This is a genomic window from Citrobacter sp. Cpo221, from assembly GCF_030332345.1.
Lineage (GTDB): Bacteria > Pseudomonadota > Gammaproteobacteria > Enterobacterales > Enterobacteriaceae > Citrobacter > Citrobacter portucalensis.
In genome coordinates, this window is record NZ_JAOWIA010000034.1 from 60,112 (window position 1) to 84,867 (window position 24,756).

21 protein-coding genes are annotated in these 24,756 nt (G+C 55.0%); 15 read left to right on the forward strand and 6 right to left on the reverse strand.

Annotation, left to right across the window (positions count from 1 at the left end; translation table 11 throughout):
- Window position 1 precedes the first annotated feature (1 nt).
- From OGY72_RS06710 to OGY72_RS06725, 4 genes are all read right to left on the reverse strand, one after another.
- Window positions 2-955 carry an ABC transporter permease gene (locus OGY72_RS06710; protein WP_003037658.1) on the reverse strand — a complete coding sequence of 318 codons (954 nt, stop codon included), beginning with the start codon at window positions 953-955 and terminating at the stop codon, window positions 2-4.
- 1 nt (window position 956) lies between these two features.
- Window positions 957-1,946, reverse strand: coding sequence for an ABC transporter permease (locus OGY72_RS06715; protein WP_286547460.1), 990 nt, complete (start codon window positions 1,944-1,946; stop codon window positions 957-959).
- Window positions 1,939-3,447, reverse strand: coding sequence for a sugar ABC transporter ATP-binding protein (locus OGY72_RS06720; RefSeq protein ID WP_047358245.1), 1,509 nt, complete (start codon window positions 3,445-3,447; stop codon window positions 1,939-1,941). The genes OGY72_RS06715 and OGY72_RS06720 overlap by 8 nt, the downstream gene beginning before the upstream one ends.
- Before the next feature lie 103 nt (window positions 3,448-3,550).
- Window positions 3,551-4,534: an autoinducer 2 ABC transporter substrate-binding protein gene (locus tag OGY72_RS06725; RefSeq protein WP_003037665.1), complete on the reverse strand. Its 984-nt coding sequence runs from the start codon at window positions 4,532-4,534 to the stop codon at window positions 3,551-3,553.
- A gap of 420 nt (window positions 4,535-4,954) precedes the next feature.
- Between OGY72_RS06725 and OGY72_RS06730 the strand changes: the two genes are divergently transcribed.
- Both OGY72_RS06730 and OGY72_RS06735 read left to right on the forward strand, forming a co-directional pair.
- Window positions 4,955-5,593, forward strand: coding sequence for a DUF1007 family protein (locus OGY72_RS06730; RefSeq protein ID WP_286547461.1), 639 nt, complete (start codon window positions 4,955-4,957; stop codon window positions 5,591-5,593).
- Window positions 5,584-6,564: a nickel/cobalt transporter gene (locus OGY72_RS06735; protein ID WP_286547462.1), complete on the forward strand. Its 981-nt coding sequence runs from the start codon at window positions 5,584-5,586 to the stop codon at window positions 6,562-6,564. Before OGY72_RS06730 ends, OGY72_RS06735 begins: the two co-directional genes overlap by 10 nt.
- A gap of 106 nt (window positions 6,565-6,670) precedes the next feature.
- On the opposite strand, the gene suhB is transcribed toward OGY72_RS06735, so the two are convergent.
- Window positions 6,671-7,474, reverse strand: a complete 804-nt coding sequence (suhB, locus tag OGY72_RS06740) for an inositol-1-monophosphatase (RefSeq protein WP_003835237.1) — start codon at window positions 7,472-7,474, stop codon at window positions 6,671-6,673.
- A gap of 118 nt (window positions 7,475-7,592) precedes the next feature.
- Between suhB and trmJ the strand changes: the two genes are divergently transcribed.
- From trmJ to sseB, 11 genes are all read left to right on the forward strand, one after another.
- Window positions 7,593-8,324 carry a tRNA (cytosine(32)/uridine(32)-2'-O)-methyltransferase TrmJ gene (gene trmJ, locus OGY72_RS06745; protein WP_079939502.1) on the forward strand — a complete coding sequence of 244 codons (732 nt, stop codon included), beginning with the start codon at window positions 7,593-7,595 and terminating at the stop codon, window positions 8,322-8,324.
- Between the two features lie 239 nt (window positions 8,325-8,563).
- Window positions 8,564-9,055, forward strand: a complete 492-nt coding sequence (gene iscR, locus OGY72_RS06750; RefSeq protein WP_003037674.1) for a Fe-S cluster assembly transcriptional regulator IscR — start codon at window positions 8,564-8,566, stop codon at window positions 9,053-9,055.
- A 112-nt stretch (window positions 9,056-9,167) separates the two neighbouring features.
- Window positions 9,168-10,382, forward strand: a complete 1,215-nt coding sequence (gene iscS / locus OGY72_RS06755; protein WP_003835233.1) for a cysteine desulfurase — start codon at window positions 9,168-9,170, stop codon at window positions 10,380-10,382.
- Between the two features lie 25 nt (window positions 10,383-10,407).
- Window positions 10,408-10,794 carry a Fe-S cluster assembly scaffold IscU gene (gene iscU, locus OGY72_RS06760; protein ID WP_002913991.1) on the forward strand — a complete coding sequence of 129 codons (387 nt, stop codon included), beginning with the start codon at window positions 10,408-10,410 and terminating at the stop codon, window positions 10,792-10,794.
- 20 nt (window positions 10,795-10,814) lie between these two features.
- Window positions 10,815-11,138, forward strand: coding sequence for an iron-sulfur cluster assembly protein IscA (gene iscA / locus OGY72_RS06765; protein ID WP_003835203.1), 324 nt, complete (start codon window positions 10,815-10,817; stop codon window positions 11,136-11,138).
- A 108-nt stretch (window positions 11,139-11,246) separates the two neighbouring features.
- A complete protein-coding gene (gene hscB / locus OGY72_RS06770) occupies window positions 11,247-11,762 on the forward strand; it encodes a co-chaperone HscB (protein ID WP_286547463.1) in 516 nt (171 codons plus the stop codon).
- A gap of 15 nt (window positions 11,763-11,777) precedes the next feature.
- Complete coding sequence (gene hscA / locus OGY72_RS06775) at window positions 11,778-13,628, forward strand: Fe-S protein assembly chaperone HscA (RefSeq protein WP_003838439.1); 1,851 nt, start codon at window positions 11,778-11,780, stop codon at window positions 13,626-13,628.
- A gap of 1 nt (window position 13,629) precedes the next feature.
- The gene (gene fdx / locus OGY72_RS06780) at window positions 13,630-13,965 is read left to right on the forward strand and encodes an ISC system 2Fe-2S type ferredoxin (RefSeq protein WP_003037690.1); all 336 of its coding nucleotides are present in this window, start codon (window positions 13,630-13,632) and stop codon (window positions 13,963-13,965) included.
- An 11-nt stretch (window positions 13,966-13,976) separates the two neighbouring features.
- On the forward strand, window positions 13,977-14,177 hold the full coding sequence (gene iscX, locus OGY72_RS06785) for a Fe-S cluster assembly protein IscX (RefSeq protein ID WP_003037694.1): 201 nt from the start codon (window positions 13,977-13,979) through the stop codon (window positions 14,175-14,177).
- A 61-nt stretch (window positions 14,178-14,238) separates the two neighbouring features.
- Window positions 14,239-15,522 (forward strand): aminopeptidase PepB, encoded by a 1,284-nt coding sequence (gene pepB, locus OGY72_RS06790; protein WP_008785461.1) that lies wholly within the window; start codon window positions 14,239-14,241, stop codon window positions 15,520-15,522.
- A 70-nt stretch (window positions 15,523-15,592) separates the two neighbouring features.
- Entirely contained in the window at window positions 15,593-16,369 is a 777-nt protein-coding gene (gene sseB, locus OGY72_RS06795; RefSeq protein WP_016157136.1) for an enhanced serine sensitivity protein SseB, read from the forward strand.
- Window positions 16,370-16,412: 43 nt separating this feature from the next.
- Here the strand turns inward: sseB and sseA are convergent, their stop codons facing one another.
- Entirely contained in the window at window positions 16,413-17,258 is an 846-nt protein-coding gene (gene sseA / locus OGY72_RS06800; protein WP_063941712.1) for a 3-mercaptopyruvate sulfurtransferase, read from the reverse strand.
- A 206-nt stretch (window positions 17,259-17,464) separates the two neighbouring features.
- Between sseA and OGY72_RS06805 the strand changes: the two genes are divergently transcribed.
- A complete protein-coding gene (locus OGY72_RS06805) occupies window positions 17,465-22,399 on the forward strand; it encodes an alpha-2-macroglobulin family protein (protein ID WP_286547464.1) in 4,935 nt (1,644 codons plus the stop codon).
- The gene (pbpC, locus tag OGY72_RS06810; protein ID WP_286547466.1) at window positions 22,400-24,712 is read left to right on the forward strand and encodes a peptidoglycan glycosyltransferase PbpC; all 2,313 of its coding nucleotides are present in this window, start codon (window positions 22,400-22,402) and stop codon (window positions 24,710-24,712) included.
- The last annotated feature ends 44 nt before the right edge of the window (window positions 24,713-24,756 follow it).

The following is a 24,756-nucleotide window of genomic DNA, read 5'->3' on the forward strand; positions in this document are numbered from 1 at the left end:
ATCAGGCTTTACGATTCTGTAATGCGATAAAGAGGATCAGCACCGCGCCCCACAGCGCCATCGTCAGATAGCTGCTGACCCCCAGCAAGTTAAGGCCGCTTTCCAGCATTTGCAGCACAATCAGTGCCAGCACCAGGCCGATAATGCGCCCGAAGCCGCCATCCGGGTTGATACCGCCGAGGACGGAGGCAAGGATGGTGACCAGCAGGTAGGATTCACCGTATCCGGCTTTAGCTGAGTTGAATTTCGCCATCATCAAAATGGCGGCGACCCAGCCGAGCAGGGCAGAAATCACGTACACCGAAATTTGTACCCGTACGGTATTCACGCCGCTGTAGCGGGTAGCCTGTTCATTGGAACCAACGAGATACAGGCTGCGCCCAAGCGTGGTGTGTTCCAGCAGTACCCACAGCAGGATTGCTACCAGGAAAAAGAGCAGTAGCGCCACCGGAATACCGGCAATCGTGGCGTTGCCGAGATATTGAATGGCGGTCGGGAAACCGGAAATCACCGTCCCGTTGGAAAGCAGAATATTCAGCCCGGAGATAAGCGTCATCGTGCCGAGCGTGGCGAGAATAGGCGAGACCCCGACCCAGGCAATCAGCGCACCGTTGAGCGTGCCGATAGCCACCGCCACGGCAGCGCCAGCCAGCAGTGCCAGCACCAGAAACAGCGGGTTATCCGGATGGGTGACGATAATCGCCGCCATCACCAGCGAGCAGGCGTTCGCCCCGGCAATAATCGACAGGTTAATACCGCCGGTCAGCATGGTCATGCCCATCCCGAGGGCCAGCATGCCGAGGATTGGTAGCTGTGAGCCAATCGACTGGAAGTTAGCGACGCTAAAGAAACGGCTGCCGAGCAGGGCCGAGAAGACCAGGGCGACGACCACAATAATCACGCATTGCAGACGAATGATGGCATCACCGGGTAAAAATCTGGCGATTGTTTTCATCTCAAAGCTCCCTTGCCAGTTTGCGTTTTTCGTTCCAGGCCGTGGCGCTAATGCTGACCAGGATAATGGCGCCGCTGAACACGGTGTGCCAGTAAGAGGAGACACTGAGCAGCGTCAGGCCATTTTGTAAGAAGGCCAGCAGAACCACGCCGAGCAGGGTTCCGGTCAACGTACCGCGCCCGCCGCTCATGCTGGTTCCGCCGAGTACTACTGCTGCCAGCACCGTCAGCTCAAAGCCGAGCAGCGAATTGGGCGCAACTGACTGGGTGATTTGTGCCTGAACCACGGCGGCAACGCCTGCCAGAATGCCCATGTAGCCATAGACGTAAAAATGCAGCTTCAGCAGATTCAGCCCAAGGCGCGAGGCCGCGTCGCGGTTGCCGCCCATGGCGTAAACCTGACGGCCAAGACGGGTATAGTTCATCAGCACGGCGGTAAAGATGATCACCGCCGCCAGGCACAGCAGGGGCAGGGTCAAACCGTAGTCGTAGCCATCCGCCGCGGTGAACGAGAACCAGTTAATGCCGTTCATAAACCAGTCCGGGAAGCCATACAGCCAGGTGCCTTTGGTGGCGTAAACCAGCAGGCCGTAGTAGACGTTCAGCGTCGCGATGGTAATGATGATTGCCGGAACGCGTAGCCAATAGACCAGAAAACCGTTGATCAGCCCAAGCAGCAGGCCCACCGCAATGGCGATGATTAACGCCAGCGCGAAGTTGCCGCCGTGACCGATAACCCAACTGGCCATTGCATACTGGGCTATCGCGGTCATCGCCGGAAATGAGATGTCGATCCCGCCGGAAATCAGCACCACAAACAGCCCACAGGCCAGGATGCCGAGAATCGCGTAGCTGGTGGCCACATCCGTCAGGTTCCCTAAAGACAGGAACCCGTCGGTGCTGATGCTCAGCCCAACGGCAAGGGCTACAACCAGCAGGCCCAGCCAGAACTCATGTTGCCCGATTAAACGGGAGAGATGCATCTTATTCATTGATTACCTCGACCACTTCAGCAATCTCCTCTTCACGGCATTGATGAGGATTAAATTCCGCCACCAGCTTGCCGCGACGCATTACCAGCACACGGTGGCTGTTGTAATACGCTTCCGGGATTTCATCGCAAATCATCAGCACCGCCATACCCTGTTCCGCCAAGTCGCGGGCTATCTGGTAAATACCCTCTTTGTTGGCGATATCCACGCCGACGGTAGGCGAGTCGAGGATCAGGATGCGGGGATTGGTCGCCACCCATTTGGCAATGGCGATACGCTGGGCATTACCGCCGGAAAGGGTTTTGACCGGCAGGTGCGGATCGGACACTTTGATATTCAGTTCGCGGATTAAATCGGCGACCAGCTTTTGCGCTTTACGATGATCGAGCAGACCGCTACCGGTGTGCAGTTGATCAAACACCGTGACGATGGTGTTGTCGTAGATCGACTGCTCCATGATCAGCCCCTGCGTCAGGCGATCTTCTGAGACATAGCCGATCCCGTGTTTGATGGCGTCATGGTTATTGCGCAGAGTAACCGGCTGACCGTTAATGCGAATCTCGCCGCTTTCCGGGTGCGTCATACCAAACAGGCTCAGACAAAGCTCAGTGCGCCCGGCACCCAGCAGACCAACAATGGAGACGATCTCGCCGCCGTGCAGCGACAGATTAATGTTTTGGTATTTGCCTCTGCGGCTCAGATTGCGCAGCTCAAGCAGCGGCTCTTGCTCAATCGCGGGCCTTTCCGGCAACGGGCTGTAGTGGAAGCGTTGTCCGGTCATCAGGAAGGCCAGCTCGTGGCTGTCGAGTTCGCTGGCAGGGTATGTACCCACCAGTTTGCCGTCGCGCATTACGCTGATGCGATCCGCCACTTCCATCACCTCATCCAGACGATGGCTGACAAACACGACGCAAATTCCGGCCGCTTTCAGTTCATTAACTACCCGCAGCAGGCCATTAACCTCCTGGCGGGTTAGCGAGGCGGTGGGCTCGTCCATAATCACCAGACGCGCGTCGGCGGCTATCGCCCGGCAAATGGCGACCAGCTGTCGATCAGCAATTGAGAGTTTTTCAACTTTTTTATCGGGATCGATATTCACCCCGATACGTTTCATGGCTGCCAGCGCCTGCTGTTTCATGGCGCCACGACGCACCCAGATATCGCCACCAGGCAGATAGCGGTTGACCGCGATATTTTCTGCGACGCTAAAATTGGGGAACAACGACAGGTCCTGATAAATAACCTGAATGCCATAATGGGAAGAGAGCTGCGGCGTCAGGTGATGGAACAGTTTTCCGTCGAGTAAAATTTGCGCGCCTTTTTCCGGGTGATAAACCCCGGAGATCACTTTAATAATGGTACTTTTACCACAGCCGTTTTGACCCGCCAGACAGTGAACTTCGCCTTTTCTCAGCGTCAGATTCACGTTATCCAGCGCCAGCACGCCCGGGAATTGTTTGCTGATATTCTCAAGAGTGATAAATGCGGTGGTGTCTGCCATGGACAATACCCCTGCGCGCGTCCGGGGGGACGCTGAGTGTTAGTTTGGTTGATAGCGCCGACCAGACGGTCGGCGTTAAGGTTCCCTGGTGTTGGCTAAAGCCTTAGAAACCAAGTGATTGTGCGTTGTCTTTGGTGACTTCGAGGATCTTGTTAAAGCGGATCACTTTCTTCTCCGTGTCGATATCGGCTTTCCCTAAACCATCGATACTCAGATCGGCGTTCACTTCTTTGCCCTGCAACAGCTGATCGGCAACGGTGACCAGCGCGTAGCCCGCGTCTTTTGGATCCCACAGCAGCGCTTTTTTGATATCACCGCGCATCAGGTAAGGTGCTGCCTGCGCTGGCATGGCGATTCCGACAACGGCGATCTTGTCTTTGGCGCGTTTTTTCTGCACAGCCTGACCCGCACCGATTGGACCCAGTGAACCGAAGCCGATAATGCCCTTCATCTGCGGGTAGGTTTTCATCAGATCCAGCGTTGTGGCGTAGGATTTATCGATGCTTTCCGCGACCGGCAGACGTGAAGTGACTTCGAACATTTCCGGATATTTTTCTTTCTGGTACTTAATTGCATAATCCGCCCACGCGTTATGCAGTGGGACCGTCAGCGAACCAACATAGATGGCATACCCGCCTTTGCCGCCCATATTTTTCGCTAACTCATCGACGTTGGCCTGGGCGTATTTTTCACTGTCGATGGTTTCGATATCCCACTGGCCAATTTGCTCATCCGGGGATTCGTGCGTCAGCACCACGATGCCTTTATCGCGCGCTTTTTTCAGTACCGGCTCAAGGACCTTGGCATCATTCGGCACCACGATGATCGCATTAACGTTTTTGGCGATCAGATCCTCAATCACTTTCACCTGCTGCGCCGGGTCCGGCGTTGAAGGCCCGGTCTGGTAAGCATTCACATCCAGTTTTTTTGCTGCTTCATTTACGCCGGTTTCCATCCGGTTAAACCATGGGATCCCGGTGACTTTGGCAACCACAGCAATTTCATATTTTTCCGCCGCAAAGGACGTGCCGGACAACATGCATGCAGAAACCAGGGTTGCACTGAGTAATGCGAGTTTGAATTTCATAGTTGTACCTTTCGTAGGGGGCAGGACATGTCACGGCGTGAAGTTAACAATGAATGGAAGAGGGAATGAATCATAAGTTTGGTAAATGTGATATGCGCCCATTATTGTGAATTTATAGAAATAAAATGGTTAATAATTAGTTAAATTTGCATAGTTTTACATTCAGGTTTTCAAATTAAGTGTTAATTAAATATTAAAATGAAACTATTAATTAACATTTTGTTATCATTTGACTTAAGTTTTGACGCCTAAAAGGTGTTTGGGGGGAATTTCCCGAAGAAGAAATTATCGAAATTGAGAACTGAATCGATACCGGAAAAGGGTGCTCATTATTTTTTCGTTCAATGGTATCCTCAGCACACTTTCGCCAAACCCGGCATCTTTACTTGTGGCGGTGTCGATTTTTTCCGTGGAGAGCTCATGCAAGGCGTTAAACGTATCATTATCACGTTGTTTCTCGCTGTCCTGTCCTTTGGCGCAGGCGCGCATCCCCACAGCTTTATCCATCTGAAAACTGAGATAGTGAGCGAGAATGACCAGTTCGTCGCGCTGAAAATGCGCTGGACGATGGATGAAATTACCTCGGCGGATCTGCTTTACGATGCGGGAAATGCCAAACCGGGTGATGAGATCTGGAAAAAACTGGCGGCGGAAGTGATGGCCAACGTTCTCGGGCAGCACTATTTCACCGAAGTGTGGCACGACGGGCAAAAGGTAAAGTTTAAAAACAGGCCGACGGAATATGGCATGGCGCGGGAGGAACACCAGGCAGTGCTGACGTTCGTTTTGCCGCTGGCCGAAGCTCAGCCGCTGAGTGGTCAAAAATATACCATTTCAACCTTCGACCCGACCTACTACGTTGATATGAGCTATGACAAAGACAGCGACGCCAGGCTGGGGCAGGCCATAAGCCAGAAATGCCGGATTTCAGTACATACGCCGACGCCCAATGAACAAACGCTGAGCTTTGCGCAGTCGCTGGATAAAGAAGACGCACCGCCGGAGGATATGGAGTTGGGTAAACAGTTTGCACAGACGGTAACGCTGCAATGTCAGTAGTTTATCAACAACGTGCAGCCAGACGTCGCTGGCTGACGCTATGGCCGCTGGCTGTCTTTTTGCTGTTGGCGGCAGGCGGCATACTGTGGCTATGGCAGGCCTGGCCGCAGGTGATGATGAAAAGTGTCGTCTGGCAGCGCGACGTTAACCAACAGATGAGCGGGTTGCTGAAAGCGGTTGCTGCCAGGCCGGCCCAGGCCGGGGGATCGCTGCTGCTGTTTAGTTTTCTCTACGGCGTTCTGCATGCGCTGGGGCCGGGACATGGAAAAGTCGTCATTACCACCTGGCTGGCAACGCACCCCTCGAAGCTGAAGTCGAGTATTGGCCTGACGCTAGCCTCATCTTTATTACAGGGGCTGGTCGCTATCGGGCTGGTGGTTGTAGTACTCACAGTCTTGCAGTTGCCTGCACGACAGCTACATATGAGTAGTTTCTGGCTGGAGAAAGGGAGTTATGCTCTGGTTGGCGTGTTGGGTGTTTTATTGTGCGTCCGTGCGCTGAAGAAATTGCGCCAGCTGCTGCGCCGTCCAAAATTCACTGCCTTCACGCCGCATCATGTGCATCACGAGGGTTGCGGCTGCGGGCATCAGCATTTGCCCGATCCTGAACAGCTGCAAAATGGTGATGACTGGCGTGCCCGGTTGATGATCGTGCTGTCTATGGGGATGCGCCCGTGCTCGGGGGCAATCATGGTCTTACTGTTCAGCAAAGTGATTGGCGTTTTTAGCTGGGGTATGGCGTCGGCGCTGGCGATGGCGGCAGGAACATCTTTGACGATTACGTCACTGGCTCTGCTGGTACACAGTTTCCGCTCGCTGGCGGTGAAACTTAGCGGGCATAAAGCGCCGGTATTGTGGCGACAGATTGGCTGGACGACGCTGGCGTTAGCCGGTGGTGCGGTGCTGATCGCTGCTGCGGTAGTGATGTGGATGAGTGCGGTGCCGGTAGGGCGAGGGATAAGACCGTTTTAGCACTGTTGTAGGATGAATGCCTGATGGCGCTTCGCTTATCAGGCCTACGGGGAACTTCCCTGGTAGGCCGGATAAGGCGCTAGCCGCCATCCGGCACCACAGCAGATTAACGCTTCAGCGCGTCGCTCAGTTCGTCACGCATGTTCGCCAGCATGGCTTTCACTACGCGTGGGTTACCTGCAACGATGTTGCCGGTCGCCATGTAGTTATGACCGCCGGTAAAGTCGCAAACCAGTGCGCCAGCTTCACGGGCAATCAGCTCACCTGCGGCGAAATCCCACGGGCGCAGGCCAATTTCGAAATACCCGTCAACGCGCGCAGCGGCAACGTAAGCCAGATCCAGCGCAGCAGAACCGGTGCGGCGGAAGTCCGCGCATTCGGTAAACATGTTGCCAAGAATTTTCATGTAAGAAGCGGCGTGCTGTTTGGCTTTGAACGGGAAACCGGTGGCGATGATGGTGCCATCCAGATCGCGGGCGGTGCTGCCACGCAGACGGTAGCCGTTCAGCTGTGCGCCCTGGCCACGGGTTGCGGTGAACAGTTCGTTACGCATTGGATCGTAAACAACGGCGACTTCAGTACGGCCTTTGATGCGTACTGCGATGGATACCGCGAAGTGCGGCAGACGTTTTACGAAGTTGGTGGTGCCATCCAGTGGATCGATAACCCATTGAACATCCAAATCTTCACCAACATGTTCACCGCTTTCTTCGGTGATGATGGTGTGCTGTGGGTAAGATTTGCGAATCGTTTCGATAATAATCGCTTCGGCGGCTTTATCGACGTTAGTCACGAAATCATTGCTGCCTTTCTGGCTGGTTTCTACAGAGTCTGGGGTTTCGTAGTGTTTGGCAATTACATTACCCGCCTTGCGCGCTGCGCGCACGGCGATGGTCAGCATCGGATGCATCGGTCTCTCTCACTGGATGTTAAAGAACGGGAAAACGGCGCAGAGTATAGCAGCGAGTTCGGAATATGTCTTCGTTTTATGATAATATGCCCGAATAATCTTTAGCCGAAGAAATACAATGCTGCAAAATATTCGAATCGTGCTGGTGGAAACCTCTCACACTGGCAACATGGGCTCTGTAGCCCGCGCAATGAAAACCATGGGTTTAACCAATCTGTGGCTGGTAAATCCACTGGTTAAACCGGACTCCCAGGCCATCGCCCTGGCAGCGGGTGCCAGTGATGTGATCGGCAGCGCGCAGATCGTCGATACGCTCGATGAAGCGCTGGCGGGCTGTAGCCTGGTGGTAGGCACCAGCGCGCGCTCCCGCACGCTGCCGTGGCCGATGCTGGATCCGCGTGAATGCGGTTTAAAAAGTGTCTCTGAAGCGACGAACTCGCCGGTGGCGCTGGTCTTTGGTCGTGAACGTGTTGGTCTGACCAACGAAGAGCTGCAGAAGTGCCATTATCACGTCGCCATTGCCGCGAACCCGGAATACAGTTCGCTCAACCTGGCGATGGCAGTGCAGGTCATCTCTTATGAAGTGCGCATGGCCTGGCTGGCAACGCAGGAAAGCGACAAGGCAGCAGAATACGAAGAAGCTGAGTATCCGCTGGTCGATGATTTAGAGCGTTTTTACGGTCATCTGGAGCAAACGCTGCTGTCGACCGGGTTTATCCGTGAAGGGCACCCGGGACAGGTGATGAATAAGCTGCGCCGTTTGTTTACCCGTGCGCGTCCAGAAAGCCAGGAGTTGAACATCCTGCGCGGGATTTTAGCTTCAATCGAGCAGCAGAATAAAAGCAAGTAACTGTACTAATGCCGGATGCGCTTCGCTTATCCGGTCTACAGGCCGCACGATTCGTAGGCCGGATAAGCGAAGCGCATCCGGCAAGCGAAAATGGCACTGAAGGTTAAATGCCTGACTAAATTAGTCAAGTAAATAGTTGACTGATTTAGTCGGGAATGTCAGACTTGCCCCTGCTATGCAATACCCCCATTTTACAATAAAAAACCCCGGGCAGGGGCGAGTTTGAGGCTAAGTAAGACATGAGACTGACATCAAAAGGGCGTTATGCCGTGACCGCAATGTTGGACGTTGCGCTCAACTCCGAAACGGGCCCGGTACCGTTGGCTGATATTTCTGAACGTCAGGGAATTTCCCTGTCATATCTGGAGCAGCTGTTTTCCCGTTTGCGTAAAAACGGTCTGGTTTCCAGCGTACGTGGACCAGGCGGCGGGTATCTGCTGGGTAAAGATGCCGGCAGCATCGCAGTAGGTGAAGTGATTAGCGCTGTTGACGAGTCTGTAGATGCGACCCGTTGCCAGGGCAAAGGCGGTTGTCAGGGCGGCGATAAATGCCTGACCCACGCGCTGTGGCGCGATCTGAGCGATCGTCTGACCGGTTTCCTCAACAACATTACGTTGGGCGAACTGGTAAATAATCAGGAAGTCCTGGATGTGTCTGGTCGCCAGCATACCCATGACGCTCCACGCACTAATCGTGCTCAAGACGCGATCGACGTTAAGTTACGCGCATAATAAAAGTATTTTAGAATCAGGCCGGGGTGCTACACACCCCGTTAACTCGGTCGTACATCCAGCCGGTTGCCTGATTCCTTGCATTGAAGCGATGTACGGAGTTTATAGAGCAATGAAATTACCGATCTATCTCGATTACTCCGCAACCACGCCGGTGGACCCGCGTGTTGCCGAGAAAATGATGCAGTGTCTGACCCTGGACGGAAACTTTGGTAACCCAGCGTCTCGTTCACACCGTTTTGGCTGGCAGGCTGAAGAGGCGGTAGATATCGCCCGTAACCAGATTGCCGACCTCGTGGGCGCTGACCCGCGTGAAATCGTATTTACTTCCGGTGCGACTGAATCCGATAACCTGGCGATTAAAGGTGCAGCCAACTTTTATCAGAAAAAAGGCAAGCACATCATCACCAGCAAAACCGAACACAAAGCCGTGCTGGATACCTGTCGTCAGCTGGAGCGCGAAGGGTTCGAAGTTACCTACCTCGCCCCGCAGCGTAACGGCATTATCGACCTGAAAGAACTTGAAGCGGCAATGCGTGACGACACCATCCTCGTGTCCATCATGCATGTGAACAACGAAATCGGCGTGGTGCAGGATATCGCGACTATCGGCGAAATGTGCCGTGCTCGCGGCATCATCTATCACGTTGATGCGACCCAGAGCGTGGGCAAACTGCCTATCGATCTGAGCCAACTGAAAGTTGACCTGATGTCCTTCTCCGGCCACAAAATCTATGGTCCGAAAGGTATCGGCGCGCTGTACGTTCGTCGTAAACCGCGTATTCGTATTGAAGCGCAGATGCACGGCGGCGGTCACGAGCGCGGTATGCGTTCCGGTACGCTGCCTGTGCACCAGATCGTCGGTATGGGTGAAGCTTACCGTATCGCTAAAGAAGAGATGGAAACAGAGATGGCGCGCCTGCGCAGTCTGCGTAACCGTCTGTGGAATGGCGTGAAAGATATGGAAGAGGTGTACCTCAACGGTGACCTCGAGCAGGGCGCACCAAACATTCTCAACGTCAGCTTCAACTTTGTTGAAGGCGAGTCGCTGATTATGGCGCTGAAAGACCTGGCGGTATCCTCCGGTTCTGCATGTACTTCTGCAAGCCTGGAGCCATCCTACGTGCTGCGCGCGCTGGGGATGACCGACGAGCTGGCACACAGCTCAATTCGTTTCTCTTTAGGTCGTTTCACTACCGAAGAAGAGATTGACTATGCCATCAATCTGGTTCGCAACTCCATCGGCCGCCTGCGCGACCTTTCTCCGCTGTGGGAAATGTTCAAACAGGGCGTGGATCTGAACAGCATTGAATGGTCACATCACTAATCGGTACCGATAAGGAGAATTCAGCATGGCTTACAGCGAAAAAGTAATCGATCATTACGAGAATCCACGTAACGTGGGCTCTTTTGACAACAGCGACGAGAACGTGGGCAGCGGCATGGTGGGTGCACCGGCCTGTGGCGACGTGATGAAGTTGCAGATCAAAGTCAACAATGAGGGTATCATTGAAGACGCGCGTTTCAAGACTTACGGCTGCGGTTCCGCTATTGCTTCCAGCTCTCTGGTTACCGAATGGGTAAAAGGGAAATCTCTGGACGAAGCACAGGCGATTAAAAACACCGATATCGCCGACGAGCTTGAACTGCCACCGGTGAAAATTCACTGCTCTATTCTGGCTGAAGACGCGATTAAAGCCGCGATTGCGGATTACAAAAGCAAACGTGAAGCAAAATAATTAAGAGTTGAGGTTTTATTATGTCGATTACCTTAAGCGACAGTGCAGCAGCGCGTGTAAATACCTTCCTGGCAAACCGCGGTAAAGGGTTTGGTCTGCGTCTGGGCGTGAGAACCTCCGGCTGCTCAGGTATGGCCTATGTACTGGAATTTGTTGACGAGCCGGCGGCTGAAGATACCGTGTTTGAAGACAAAGGCGTAAAAGTCGTGATCGACGGTAAGAGCCTGCAATTCCTCGACGGTACGCAGTTAGACTTCGTCAAAGAAGGTCTGAACGAAGGGTTTAAGTTCACTAACCCGAACGTGAAAGACGAATGTGGATGCGGCGAAAGCTTCCACGTGTAACGCGCTTACTGATAACCCCACCGTGGTCGCCTGCGCGTGGGGTTTGTTTTACCTGACTCTCTGGTTTTGCCTCATCGAACAACAGAGAATCGATGCCCTGAGAATGTTATGGACTACTTCACCCTCTTTGGCTTACCGGCCCGTTATCAGCTCGATACTCAGGCGCTGAGCCTACGTTTTCAGGATCTACAACGTCAGTATCATCCTGATAAATTCGCCAGCGGTTCCCAGGCGGAACAACTTGCTGCGGTTTCGCAGTCCGCCACTATCAACCAGGCCTGGCAAACGCTGCGTCATCCTTTGATGCGCGCCGAATACTTATTGTCTTTACGCGGTTTTGATATCCGCAGCGAGCAGCACACGGTGCGCGATACCGCGTTCCTGATGGAGCAACTTGAGCTGCGTGAAGAGCTGGACGAGATTGAACAGGCAAAAGACAGTCAACGTTTAGATGCGTTTATGAAACGCGTCAGCGAAATGTATAACGTTCGCCATCAACTGATGGTGGAACAGCTGGATAGCGAGACGTGGGACGCAGCGGCAGATACCGTGCGTAAGCTGCGTTTTCTCGATAAACTGCGAAGCAGTGCAGAACAACTCGAAGAAAAACTGCTCGATTTTTAATTTCCGGAAGCGAAAATGGCCTTATTACAAATTAGTGAGCCTGGTCTGAGCGCCGCGCCGCACCAGCGTCGTCTGGCGGTAGGTATCGATTTAGGCACTACCAACTCCCTGGTTGCGACCGTACGCAGCGGCCAGGCCGAAACGCTGGCAGACCATGAAGGTCGCCACCTGTTGCCGTCAGTGGTTCACTATCAGCAGCAGGGCTACTCTGTCGGTTACGATGCCCGCGCCAATGCAGCGTTGGATACGGCAAACACCGTCAGCTCGGTAAAACGCATGATGGGCCGCTCTCTGGCGGATATCCAGGCGCGTTACCCGCATCTGCCATATACGTTCCAGGCGAGCGAAAACGGTCTACCGATGATTGAAACCGCTGCCGGTTTGCTTAATCCGGTGCGCGTCTCCGCTGATATTCTGAAAGCGCTGGCCGCGCGGGCTACCGAATCGCTGTCCGGCGAACTGGACGGCGTGGTAATCACCGTTCCGGCTTACTTTGACGATGCACAGCGTCAGGGGACCAAAGACGCCGCGCGTCTGGCGGGCCTGCACGTATTGCGTCTGCTGAACGAACCGACCGCAGCGGCGATCGCGTATGGTCTGGACTCCGGTCAGGAAGGCGTGATCGCAGTCTACGATCTTGGCGGCGGTACGTTTGATATTTCTATTCTGCGCCTGAGCCGTGGCGTGTTTGAAGTGCTGGCGACCGGCGGTGATTCCGCGCTCGGCGGCGATGATTTTGACCATCTGCTGGCCGATTACATTCGCGAGCAGGCGGGCGTGGCCGATCGCAGCGATAACCGCGTACAGCGTGAACTGCTGGATGCCGCGATTGCAGCGAAAATCGCACTTAGCGACGCTGATTCTGTAACGGTTAACGTGGCTGGATGGCAGGGTGAAATCACCCGTGAAACCTTTAATGAACTCATTTCCGCACTGGTCAAGCGTACGCTGCTGGCCTGCCGTCGCGCGCTGAAAGATGCGGGCGTGGAGCCGCAAGATGTGCTGGAAGTTGTGATGGTTGGCGGTTCAACGCGCGTGCCTCTGGTACGTGAACGCGTCGGTGAATTTTTTGGCCGCACGCCGCTGACCTCTATTGACCCGGACAAAGTGGTCGCTATCGGTGCGGCAATTCAGGCGGATATTCTGGTCGGGAATAAGCCGGACAGCGAAATGCTGCTGCTGGACGTTATCCCGCTGTCCCTGGGACTGGAAACCATGGGCGGTCTGGTGGAGAAAGTGATCCCGCGTAACACCACTATCCCAGTGGCGCGCGCGCAGGACTTTACCACCTTTAAAGATGGCCAGACCGCGATGTCCATTCACGTGATGCAAGGCGAGCGTGAACTGGTGCAGGACTGCCGTTCTCTGGCGCGTTTTGCGCTGCGCGGCATCCCGGCATTGCCAGCAGGCGGCGCGCATATCCGCGTGACCTTCCAGGTGGATGCCGATGGGCTGCTGAGCGTCACCGCCATGGAGAAATCCACCGGCGTTGAGTCCTCAATCCAGGTTAAACCGTCCTACGGTCTGACCGACAGTGAAATCGCCTCCATGATTCAGGATTCGATGAGTTTTGCCGAGCAGGACGTAAAAGCCCGTATGCTGGCAGAACAGAAAGTCGAAGCGGCACGCGTACTGGAAAGTTTATCCGGTGCGCTGAACGCTGATGCCGCGCTGTTAAGCGCCGCAGAACGTCAGGCTATCGACACCGCCGCCGCGCACTTGAGCGAGGTTGCACAGGGTGACGATGTTGACGCGATAGAACAAGCCATTAAAAACGTAGACAAACAAACCCAGGAATTCGCCGCTCGCCGCATGGACAAATCCGTCCGTAGCGCGCTGAAAGGCCATTCCGTGGACGAGGTTTAATATGCCAAAGATTGTTATTTTGCCTCATCAGGATCTCTGTCCCGATGGCGCAGTTCTGGAAGCTGAGACCGGCGAAACCATTCTCGACGTTGCCCTGCGTAACGGGATCGAGATTGAACACGCCTGTGAAAAATCCTGTGCCTGCACTACCTGCCACTGCATCGTGCGTGAAGGTTTTGATTCTTTGCCGGAAAGCACAGAAGAAGAAGACGACATGCTGGATAAAGCCTGGGGACTGGAGCCGGAGAGCCGTTTAAGCTGTCAGGCGCGGGTAACCGAGGACGATTTAGTGGTCGAAATCCCACGTTACACAATCAATCATGCGCGTGAGCATTAACAGAGGGTAGTATGGGACTGAAGTGGACCGATAGCCGCGAAATCGGCGAGGCGCTGTATGACGCTTTCCCCGATCTCGATCCCAAGACCGTTCGTTTCACCGATCTGCACCAGTGGATCTGTGACCTGGAAGAGTTCGATGATGATCCTCAGGCATCGAACGAAAAAATCCTTGAGGCCATTTTGCTGGTCTGGCTGGACGAAGCCGAATAAGTCAACGGGCTGCCCACGGGTGGCCCGTTTTCCTGTATGCGCGAAAATAAGGATAAATAAAATGACAGAAGCCATGAAAATTACGCTTTCCACGCAACCCGCCGATGCCCGCTGGGGTGAAAAGGCGACATACAGCATTAATAATGACGGCATTACCCTGCACCTGAACGGAAAAGATGACCTCGGCCTTATCCAGCGTGCCGCGCGTAAAATCGACGGCCTGGGTATTAAACACGTTCAACTGGATGGTGAAGGCTGGGATACCGAACGTAGCTGGGCGTTCTGGCAGGGCTACAAGGGACCAAAAGGCACCCGCAAAGTTGAGTGGGCCGCTCTGGACGAAGCGCAGCGCAAAGAGCTGGATAGCCGTCTGAAGATTATTGACTGGGTGCGCGATACCATTAACGCCCCGGCAGAAGAGCTGGGCCCTGAACAGCTGGCGCAGCGCGCTGTTGATCTGCTGTGCTCCGTCGCGTGCGATAACGTCTCATACCGCATCACCAAAGGTGAAGATCTGCGCGAGCAGAACTACATGGGTCTGCATACCGTGGGTCGCGGCTCTGAACGTCCGCCGGTGCTGCTGGCGCTGGACTACAACCCAACAGGCGACAAAGAAGCCCCGGTTTATGCCTGCCTGGTTGGTAAGGGAATTACTTTTGATTCCGGTGGTTACAGCATCAAGCAAAGCGCATTTATGGACTCAATGAAGTCCGACATGGGCGGTGCGGCAACGGTCACCGGCGCGTTGGCATTTGCCATCACCCGTGGTCTGAACAAGCGCGTGAAGCTGTATCTGTGTTGCGCGGATAACCTGATTAGCGGCAACGCCTTTAAGCTCGGCGATATCATTCACTATCGCAACGGTAAAAAAGTTGAAGTGATGAATACCGATGCCGAAGGACGTCTGGTGCTGGCCGATGGCCTGATCGATGCCAGCGCGCAGAAACCGGAGCTGATTATTGATGCTGCCACGCTGACCGGCGCGGCGAAAACCGCGCTGGGCAATGATTACCACGCGCTGTTTAGCTTTGATGATCAGCTGGCTGCTCGCCTGCTGGCAAGTGCGGCGCAAGAAAACGAACCGTTCTGGCGTCTGCCGCTGGCAGAGTTCCATCGTAGTCAGTTGCCGTCTAACTTTGCCGAACTGAATAACACCGGCAGCGCGGCTTACCCGGCTGGTGCAAGCACCGCGGCGGGCTTCCTGTCCCATTTCGTGGAAAACTACCAGCAGGGCTGGCTGCACATCGACTGCTCCGCAACCTATCGCAAAGCGCCGGTTGAACAGTGGTCTGCGGGCGCAACCGGTCTGGGTGTGCGCACGATTGCGAATCTGCTGACCGCATAATTTATTACTGTATTGCCGGATGGCGCTACGCTTATCCGGCCTACATGTATTCATCCAATTTGTGATACTTATGTCCGAAACAAAAAACGAATTAGAAACGTTGCTGGAGCAAGCGGCAACAGAGCCTGCGCATCGTCCGGCATTTTTCCGTACTTTACTGGAATCCACAGTCTGGGTACCGGGTACTGCCGCAGAAGGCGAGGCGGTGGTTGAAGACAGCGCTCTCGACCTGCAGCACTGGGAAAAAGAAGACGGCACGACCGTGATCCCGTTCTTCACCTCTCTGGAAGCCCTGCAGCAGGCGGTGGAAGATGAGCAAGCATTTGTCGTTATGCCGGTGCGTACGTTGTTTGAAATGACGCTCGGCGAAACGCTGTTTCTCAACGCGAAACTGCCGACCGGTAAAGAGTTTATGCCGCGTGAAATCAGCCTGCTGATGGGGGAAGAGGGGAATCCGCTCAGCACCCAGGAAGTACTGGAAGGTGGTGAATCGCTGATCCTCTCTGAAGTCGCTGAACCTCCGGCGCAAATGATTGACTCGCTGACTACGCTGTTTAAAACCATTAAGCCGGTAAAACGCGCGTTTCTCTGCTCAATCAAAGAAAGCGCGGAAGCCCAGCCGAATCTGCTGATTGGTATTGAAGCAGAAGGGGATATTGAAGAGATCATCCACGCTGCTGGCAGCGTCGCGACCGATACGCTGCCGGGCGATGAACCTATTGATATCTGCCAGGTGAAGAAGGGTGAGAAGGGCGTGAGCCACTTTATCACTGAGCATATCGCACCGTTCTACGAACGCCGCTGGGGCGGTTTCCTGCGCGACTTTAAACAGAACCGGATTATCTAAATTGTAGGCCGGATAAGCGAAGCGCTATCCGGCTTTTCCAGCTTTATAATTGCGGTTCTACCGGTAAATCGTTGCGTGCTCCCCATTCGCTCCATGCGCCGTCATACAATGCGACGTCAGAAACGCCCAGCGTGGCAAGTGCCAGCACCACGACGGCAGCCGTTACGCCGGAGCCGCAGCTGGCGATAATAGGGCGGTCAAAGCTCACGCCGTGGCTGAAGAAAATAGCATCCAGCTCATCGGTGGTTTTCAGTTCGCCGTCACGAACCAGTTCTGTCCACGGTACGTTAAGCGCACCCGGCACATGACCACGTTTCAGACCAGGACGCGGCTCGTCAACTTCGCCATTAAAACGCGCAGCCGGACGGGCATCGACGATCTGCGCCGTTTTTTCATGACTGGCCAGCAGTACATCGGTAACGCGCACAACTGCGTCAGGCGTAAAGGCCACGTTAAATTCACCTTCAGGTAAATCCTCATCGCCTTCCTTGAGCATTAGCTCATCGCGCTTCCAGCCTGCCAGACCTCCTGCCAGAATGGAGACATTTTCGACGCCAAATGTCCGCAGCATCCACCATGCGCGTGGCGCGGAAAACAGATTACCGTCATCGTAGATAACCAGATGCTTATCCTGATCAACGCCCAGCTCGCGCATCGCAACGGCAAAGGCTTCGGGGCGTGGCATCATATGCGGTAGCGGTGAGGTATGATCGGAAAGCGCTTCAATATCAAAAAATACTGCGCCAGGAATATGGCCCTCACGATACTCCTCGCCAACATCGCGATCTTCCTGTCCTGGAGGTGCCATCCGGGCATCAAGAATTTGTATTTCCGGGTCGTCAATGTGTTCGGCAAGCCAGTCGGCAGCGACAAAGAAGGCGGTGGTCATAGGCATCTCCATTTTTACCAGGTTTTGGCAAATTGTCGGATGTTTACCGTAAAGCGACAAGTAAAACAGGCTGATTTGTCAGGTGAATCCACATTAATCACTTAAATTAAGACAACGTTGTTCAGTTACTGACTTCCACAGCCGGAAATCTGACGCATAATAGTTGTTCTACGTAGCTAACGGGCCACTACGGCCAGGGATGAAAAATGAAACATTTACGCGTAGCGGCCTGCATGCTGATGCTGGCACTGGTCGGGTGCGATAATAATAACGAAAAATCACCGACGGCTGCGAAACCTGATGCACCTGCGCCACAGACTGCGCCAGCAAAAGATAAAGCTCAATTACAAAAGCTGGTGCATCAAAGCCAGGGCAAGTCGCTGACGCTGCTGGATGCCTCAGAGGTCCAGCTCGACGGTGCGGCAACGCTCGTTTTGACCTTCTCCATTCCCCTCGATCCAGAACAAGATTTTTCCCGCGTCGTGCACGTTGTTGATAAAAAAAGCGGCAAAGTGGATGGTGCCTGGGAGCTGGCGCCAAATCTGAAAGAGCTGCGCTTACGCCATCTGGAACCTAACCGGGAACTGGTGGTGACCATTGAGCGTGATTTGCTGGCGCTGAATAAAGTGACGTTCGCTATTGATTATGAAAAAAACATTACCACTCGCGACGTCCAGCCAAGCGTAGGATTTGCCAGTCGCGGCTCGCTGCTGCCGGGAAAAGTAATTGAAGGCCTGCCGGTAATGGCCCTCAACGTTAACAGCGTGGATGTGAACTTCTTTCGCGTGAAGCCTGAATCGCTCGGCGCATTTGTCAGCCAGTGGGAATACCGCAATTCATTGACGAACTGGGAATCTGACAATCTGCTGAAAATGGCGGAACTGGTGTATACCGGACGCTTTGACCTCAATCCTGCGCGTAACACCCGTGAGAAGCTGCTGCTGCCGCTGAGCGATATCAAACCGTTGCAGCAAGCAGGTGTTTACATCGCGGTGATGAATCAGGCTGGACAATACAACTACAGTAATGCCGCTACGCTGTTCACACTCAGCGATATTGGTGTGTCTGCTCACCGTTACCACAATCAACTGGATGTCTTTACGCAGAGTCTGGAAAATGGCGCTGCGCAGCAGGGTATTGAGGTCACGTTACTCAACGAAAAAGGACAGACGCTGGCGCAGGCTACCAGCGACGCGCAGGGTCATGTCAAACTGGAGACTGATAAAGACGCGGCTTTATTGCTGGCCCGCAAAGACGGGCAAACCACGCTGCTGGATTTGAAACTCCCGGCGTTGGATCTGGCTGAATTTGATATTGCCGGTGCACCGGGATACAGCAAACAGTTCTTTATGTTTGGTCCCCGTGACCTCTATCGTCCTGGCGAAACGGTGATCCTCAACGGATTACTGCGTGACAGCGACGGCAAAACGTTGCCCGACCAGCCGGTGAAGCTGGAGGTCGTGAAGCCTGACGGACAAGTGTTACGCTCGGTGGTTAGTCAGCCGGAGAACGGTCTGTACCGCTTTAGCTGGCCGCTGGACACCAACGCGCCAACGGGTATGTGGCATATTCGTGCTAATACGGGTGACAACCAGTCGCGGATGTGGGATTTCCACGTCGAAGATTTTATGCCTGAGCGGATGGCACTCAATCTCTCCGCTAATAAGATTCCGGTAGCTCCGGCTGATGAAGTGAAGTTCTCGGTAGTGGGCTACTACCTGTACGGCGCGCCCGCTAATGGCAATGCTCTGCAAGGACAGCTTTTCCTGCGCCCGCTGCGCGAAGCGGTGCAGGCATTGCCGGGGTTCCAATTTGGTAATATTGCCGAAGAAAACCTGTCCCGCAGCCTCGATGAAGTTCAGCTTACGCTGGATGAACACGGTCGCGGCGAAGTGACCACCAACAGCCAATGGCAGGAGACGCATTCTCCGTTACAGGTGATCCTGCAAGCCAGCCTGCTGGAATCTGGTGGCCGCCCGGTGACGCGTCGGGCTGAACAAGCCATCTGGCCTGCGGACACGCTGCCGGGTATTCGTCCGCAGTTTGCGGCGAAAGCCGTTTATGACTACCGCACCGATACCACAGTGAATCAGCCTATCGTTGATGAAAACAGCAACGCCGCTTTCGACATTGTTTATGCCAATGCGCAAGGCGAGAAAAAAGCGGTATCCGGTTTGCAGGTGCGTTTGATCCGCGAGCGGCGAGATTATTACTGGAACTGGTCTGAAGGCGAGGGCTGGCAATCACAGTTCGATCAAAAGGATCTGGTTGAAGGTGAGCAGACTCTGGACCTTAAGGCCGATGAAACCGGTAAAGTCAGCTTCCCGGTTGAGTGGGGCGCTTATCGTCTGGAAGTGAAAGCCCCGAATGATGCGGTGAGCAGTGTACGCTTCTGGGCCGGTTATAGCTGGCAGGATAACAGCGACGGCAGTGGGGCTGTGCGTCCCGATCGCGTGACTCTGAAACTGGACAAACCCAGCTATCGTCCTGGCGATACCATGAAGCTGCACGTTGCCGCTCCCGCTGCTGGCAAAGGTTATGCGATGGTGGAATCCAGCGAAGGCCCGCTGTGGTGGCAAGAAATAGACGTACCGGCGGATGGTCTCGATATCTCCATCCCAATCGATAAAACCTGGAATCGCCACGATTTGTATCTCAGTGCGCTGGTGGTTCGTCCTGGCGACAAGTCCCGTTCGGCCACGCCAAAACGGGCGGTCGGTTTACTGCATTTGCCGTTAGGTGATGAAAACCGTCGTCTGGCGCTGGCGCTGGAAAACCCGGCGAAAATACGGCCAAACCAGCCGTTGACCGTCAAGATTAAAGCCAGCGTCAAAAATGGCGACGTACCAAAACAGGTTAACGTGCTGGTCTCTGCCGTTGATAGCGGAGTGTTGAACATTACCGATTACGCCACGCCAGATCCGTGGCAGGCGTTTTTCGGGCAAAAACGCTATGGCGCGGATATTTATGATATTTACGGCCAGGTGATCGAAGGGCAAGGGCGGCTGGCGGCGCTGCGCTTTGGTGGAGATGGCGATGAATTAAAACGCGGCGGTAAGCCACCGGTTAATCACGTCAATATCGTGGCGCAACAGGCGCTGCCGGTCACGCTCAACGAGCAGGGCGAAGGTACGGTGACGCTACCGATTGGTGATTTCAACGGCGAGCTACGGGTAATGGCACAGGCCTGGACGGCGGATGACTTTGGCAGCAGTGAAAGCAAGGTGATTGTTGCCGCGCCGGTAATTGCTGAACTGAATATGCCGCGTTTTCTGGCGGGAGGCGATACCTCGCGCCTGACGCTGGACGTGACTAACCTGACTGACAAACCGCAAACGCTGAATATTAAGCTCGCGTCCAATGGCTTACTGGAGCTGATGGGGCAAGATCCTGCTCCGGTAAATCTGGCACCAGGCGTACGGACTACGTTGTTTATTCCGGTGCGTGCGCGGGAGGGGTTTGGCGATGGCGAAATTCAGGCAGAAATTAGCGGTCTGACTTTACCGGGTGAAACGCTGCCAGTTCAGCATAAACAGTGGAAGATTGGCGTGCGTCCGGCGTTCCCGGCGCAAACCGTTAATAACGGTGTCGCACTTCAGCCGGGCGCAACCTGGCAGCTTCCGGGCGAAGAACTGACCAATTCCTCCCCTGCAACGATGCAGGGACAACTGCTGTTCAGCGGTAAGCCGCCGCTAAATCTGGCGCGTTATATCCGCGAACTGAAGGCTTACCCTTACGGTTGCCTGGAGCAAACGGCGAGCGGGTTGTTCCCATCCTTATACACCAATGCTGCGCAATTGAAGGCGTTAGGTATTGTGGGCGACAGCGATGAAAAACGCCGTGCGGCAGTCGATATTGGGATTTCTCGTTTAGTGCAGATGCAGCGTGATAACGGCGGTTTCGCGCTGTGGGATAAAAACGGGTCGGAAGAGTACTGGCTGACCGCGTATGTCATGGATTTCCTCGTTCGGGCAAATGAACAGGGCTACAGCGTCCCGGTGGAAGTCATTAACCGTGGCAACGAGCGGCTGCTGCGCTATTTGCAGGATCCAGGAATGTTGTCGATTCGCTATACCGACGACTCTTCAGCAAGCCGGTTTGCCGTACAAGCATACGCCGCGTTGGTTCTGGCGCGTCAGCAAAAAGCCCCGCTCGGCGCATTGCGTGAGATCTGGGAGCGTCGTGCGCAAGCGGCCTCTGGTTTACCGCTGTTACAACTGGGAATCGCGCTGAAAAATATGGGCGATGCTAACCGCAGTGAACAGGCGTTGACGCTAGCGCTGAATACGCCGCGCCGCGATACGCAACAGTGGATGGCGGATTACGGCAGTGCGTTACGGGATAACGCCTTAATGCTGGCCTTGCTCGAAGAGAATAAGCTCAAACCTGACGTGCAGAATACGCTGCTGAACACGTTGTCAGAACAGGCCTTTGGACAGCGGTGGCTCTCGACTCAGGAAAATAATGCGCTATTCCTTGCTGCGCGTACGCTACAGGATTTGCCTGGCACATGGCAGGCGCAAACGTCACTCTCGGAGCAACCGTTAGCCGGGGAGAAATCACAGACGCGTAATCTGGATGCCGATGCGCTGTCTACGCTGAGCGTCACCAATACCGGTAATCTACCGCTGTGGCTACGTCTGGATGTGAGCGGTTATCCGCAAACCTCACCGACGCCTGCCAGCAACGTTCTGCAGATTGAGCGTCAAATCCTGGGGCTCGACGGAAACAGCAAATCGCTGGATTCGCTGCGCAGCGGCGAACTGGTGCTGGTCTGGCTGGAAGTGAAAGCCAGCCAGAACGTGCCGGATGCGCTGGTGGTCGATTTACTGCCAGCAGGACTGGAACTGGAAAACCAGAATCTGGCCAACGGCAGCGCCAGCCTGCAGGATAGCGGCAGCGAAGTGGCGAATCTGCTTAATCAGATGCAGCAGGCAGATATCCAGCACGTTGAGTTCCGTGACGATCGCTTTGTCGCTGCGGTGGCGGTCAATGAAGGACAACCGGTTACGCTGGTGTATCTGGCGCGAGCGGTGACGCCGGGGACCTACCAGGTTCCCGTCCCGCAGGTGGAATCAATGTATGTTCCGCAGTGGCGCGCGACCGGTGCGACAGAGGGACTTTTGATTGTCAGACCGTAAATGAGGCGCGGGTTGGGTAAACGCGGCTGCTGGCTCTGGCTGGCAGCCGTTGCACTATTGATAGTGGCTGCGGTTTGGGCGGCAGATAAAATCTGGCCGCTGCCGCTGCACGAAGTCGATCCTGCGCGGGTCGTGGTGGCCCATGATGGTACGCCACTCTGGCGCTTTGCCGATGCGGATGGTATCTGGCGGTATCCGGTAACAATTGATGAGGTGTCGCCCCGCTACCTTGAAGCGTTAATCAACTATGAAGACCGCTGGTTCTGGAAGCATCCCGGCGTCAATCCGTTTTCAGTACTGCGTGCGGCATGGCAGGACCTCTCCTCTGGGCGCGTGGTTTCGGGCGGCAGTACGCTCACCATGCAGGTCGCACGATTACTCGATCCCCATCCGCGAACCTTCGGCGGCAAGTTCCGCCAGCTCTGGCGCGCATTGCAGCTGGAATGGCATCTCTCCAAACGCGACATCCTGACACTGTATCTCAACCGTGCGCCGTTTGGCGGCACGCTGCAGGGCGTGGGGGCGGCAAGCTGGGCTTATCTTGGTAAATCACCCGCGCAATTAAGTTACTCCGATGCCGCGCTGCTGGCTGTTTTGCCACAGGCACCGAGTCGCCTGCGTCCGGATCGCTGGCCGGACCGTGCCCAAGCAGCGCGTAATAAAGTGCTCGAGCGTATGGCGACCCAGGGCATTTGGCCTGCCAGACAGGTACAGGAGTCGCGTGAAGAGCCAGTCTGGCTGGCGCCCCGGCAAATGCCGCAGTTAGCGCCGTTATTCTCGCGCATGATGCTGGGAAAAAGCCGGAGCGATAAAATCGTGACTACCCTTGATGCCGGGTTGCAGCGCCAACTCGAAGAGCTGGCGCAGAACTGGAAGGGGCGCTTACCTGCACGCAGTTCGCTGGCAATGATTGTGGTCGATCACACCGATATGAGCGTGCGTGGTTGGGTGGGGTCGGTAGATATGAATGACGACTCCCGCTTTGGTCATGTGGATATGGTGAATGCGATCCGTTCGCCAGGCTCGGTGCTGAAGCCGTTTGTTTACGGTCTGGCGCTGGATGACGGACTCATTCATCCCGCTTCGTTGTTGCAGGATGTGCCGCGGCGTACCGGGGACTATCGGCCGGGGAATTTTGACAGCGGTTTTCATGGCCCGGTGAGCATGAGCGAAGCGCTGGTAAGGTCGTTGAATTTACCCGCCGTGCAGGTGCTCGAAGCCTATGGTCCGAAGCGCTTTGCCGCATCGTTACGTAACGTCGGCTTACCGCTGTATCTGCCCGCAGGGGCTGCGCCAAATCTGTCGCTGATTTTAGGTGGCGCGGGGGCAAGGCTGGAAGATATGGCCGCAGCGTACAGCGCCTTTGCCCGCCAGGGAAAAGCGGGAAAACTGCGTCTGCAGCCGGGTGACCCACTGCTTGAACGCCCGTTGATGTCGGCGGGCGCGGCGTGGATTATTCGCCGTATTATGGCCGACGAAGCCCAACCGCTGCCGGATAACGCACTGAGCAGAGTGGTTCCGCTGGCGTGGAAAACGGGCACCAGCTATGGCTATCGCGATGCCTGGGCGATTGGCGTTAACGCCCGTTATGTGATCGGTATCTGGACTGGCAGACCAGACGGAACGCCGGTGGTGGGCCAGTTTGGATTTGCCAGCGCCGTGCCGCTGCTCACTCAGGTCAACAATCTTTTGCTCTCTCGCGGGACAAATCAGCCGGAAGATCCACGCCCTGAATCCGTGAGTCGCGGTGTGGTGTGCTGGCCGGGCGGGCAATCCCTTGCCCCTGGAGACAGCAACTGCCGTCGCCGTCTGGCAACCTGGTTACTGGATGGCAGTCAGCCGCCAACGTTATTATTGCCCGTGCAGGAAGGCGTTAATGGCATTCGTTTTCCTGTCTGGCTGGATGATGAAGGCAAACGTGTGGCGGCGGATTGCCCGCAGGCGCACGAGCAAACGTTAATCGTCTGGCCGTTGCCGCTGGAGCCATGGCTACCGGAATCAGAACGCCGTGGGGCGAGATTACCGCCAGTTTCTGCCACGTGTCCGCCGCTGGGACAAGACGCTTCACAGCCGTTGCAGTTGACAGGTATTCGTGATGGCGCGATTGTGAAGCGTTTACCCGGTTCTGCTCAAGCCTCATTGCCGGTGCAAACCAGTGGTGGGAGTGGTGAACGCTGGTGGTTTCTTAACGGTGAAAGGCTGGAAGAACGTGGACGTCGTCTTACGCTACGGCTGGCGACTAAAGGGGATTATCAACTGCTGGTGATGGATGACGCTGGTCAGGTAGCGGCGGTGAGATTTTCGATGCAGTAGATCAGTTGGTGACTGTTTGTTGCTAAAATTCATCTTATTTTAAA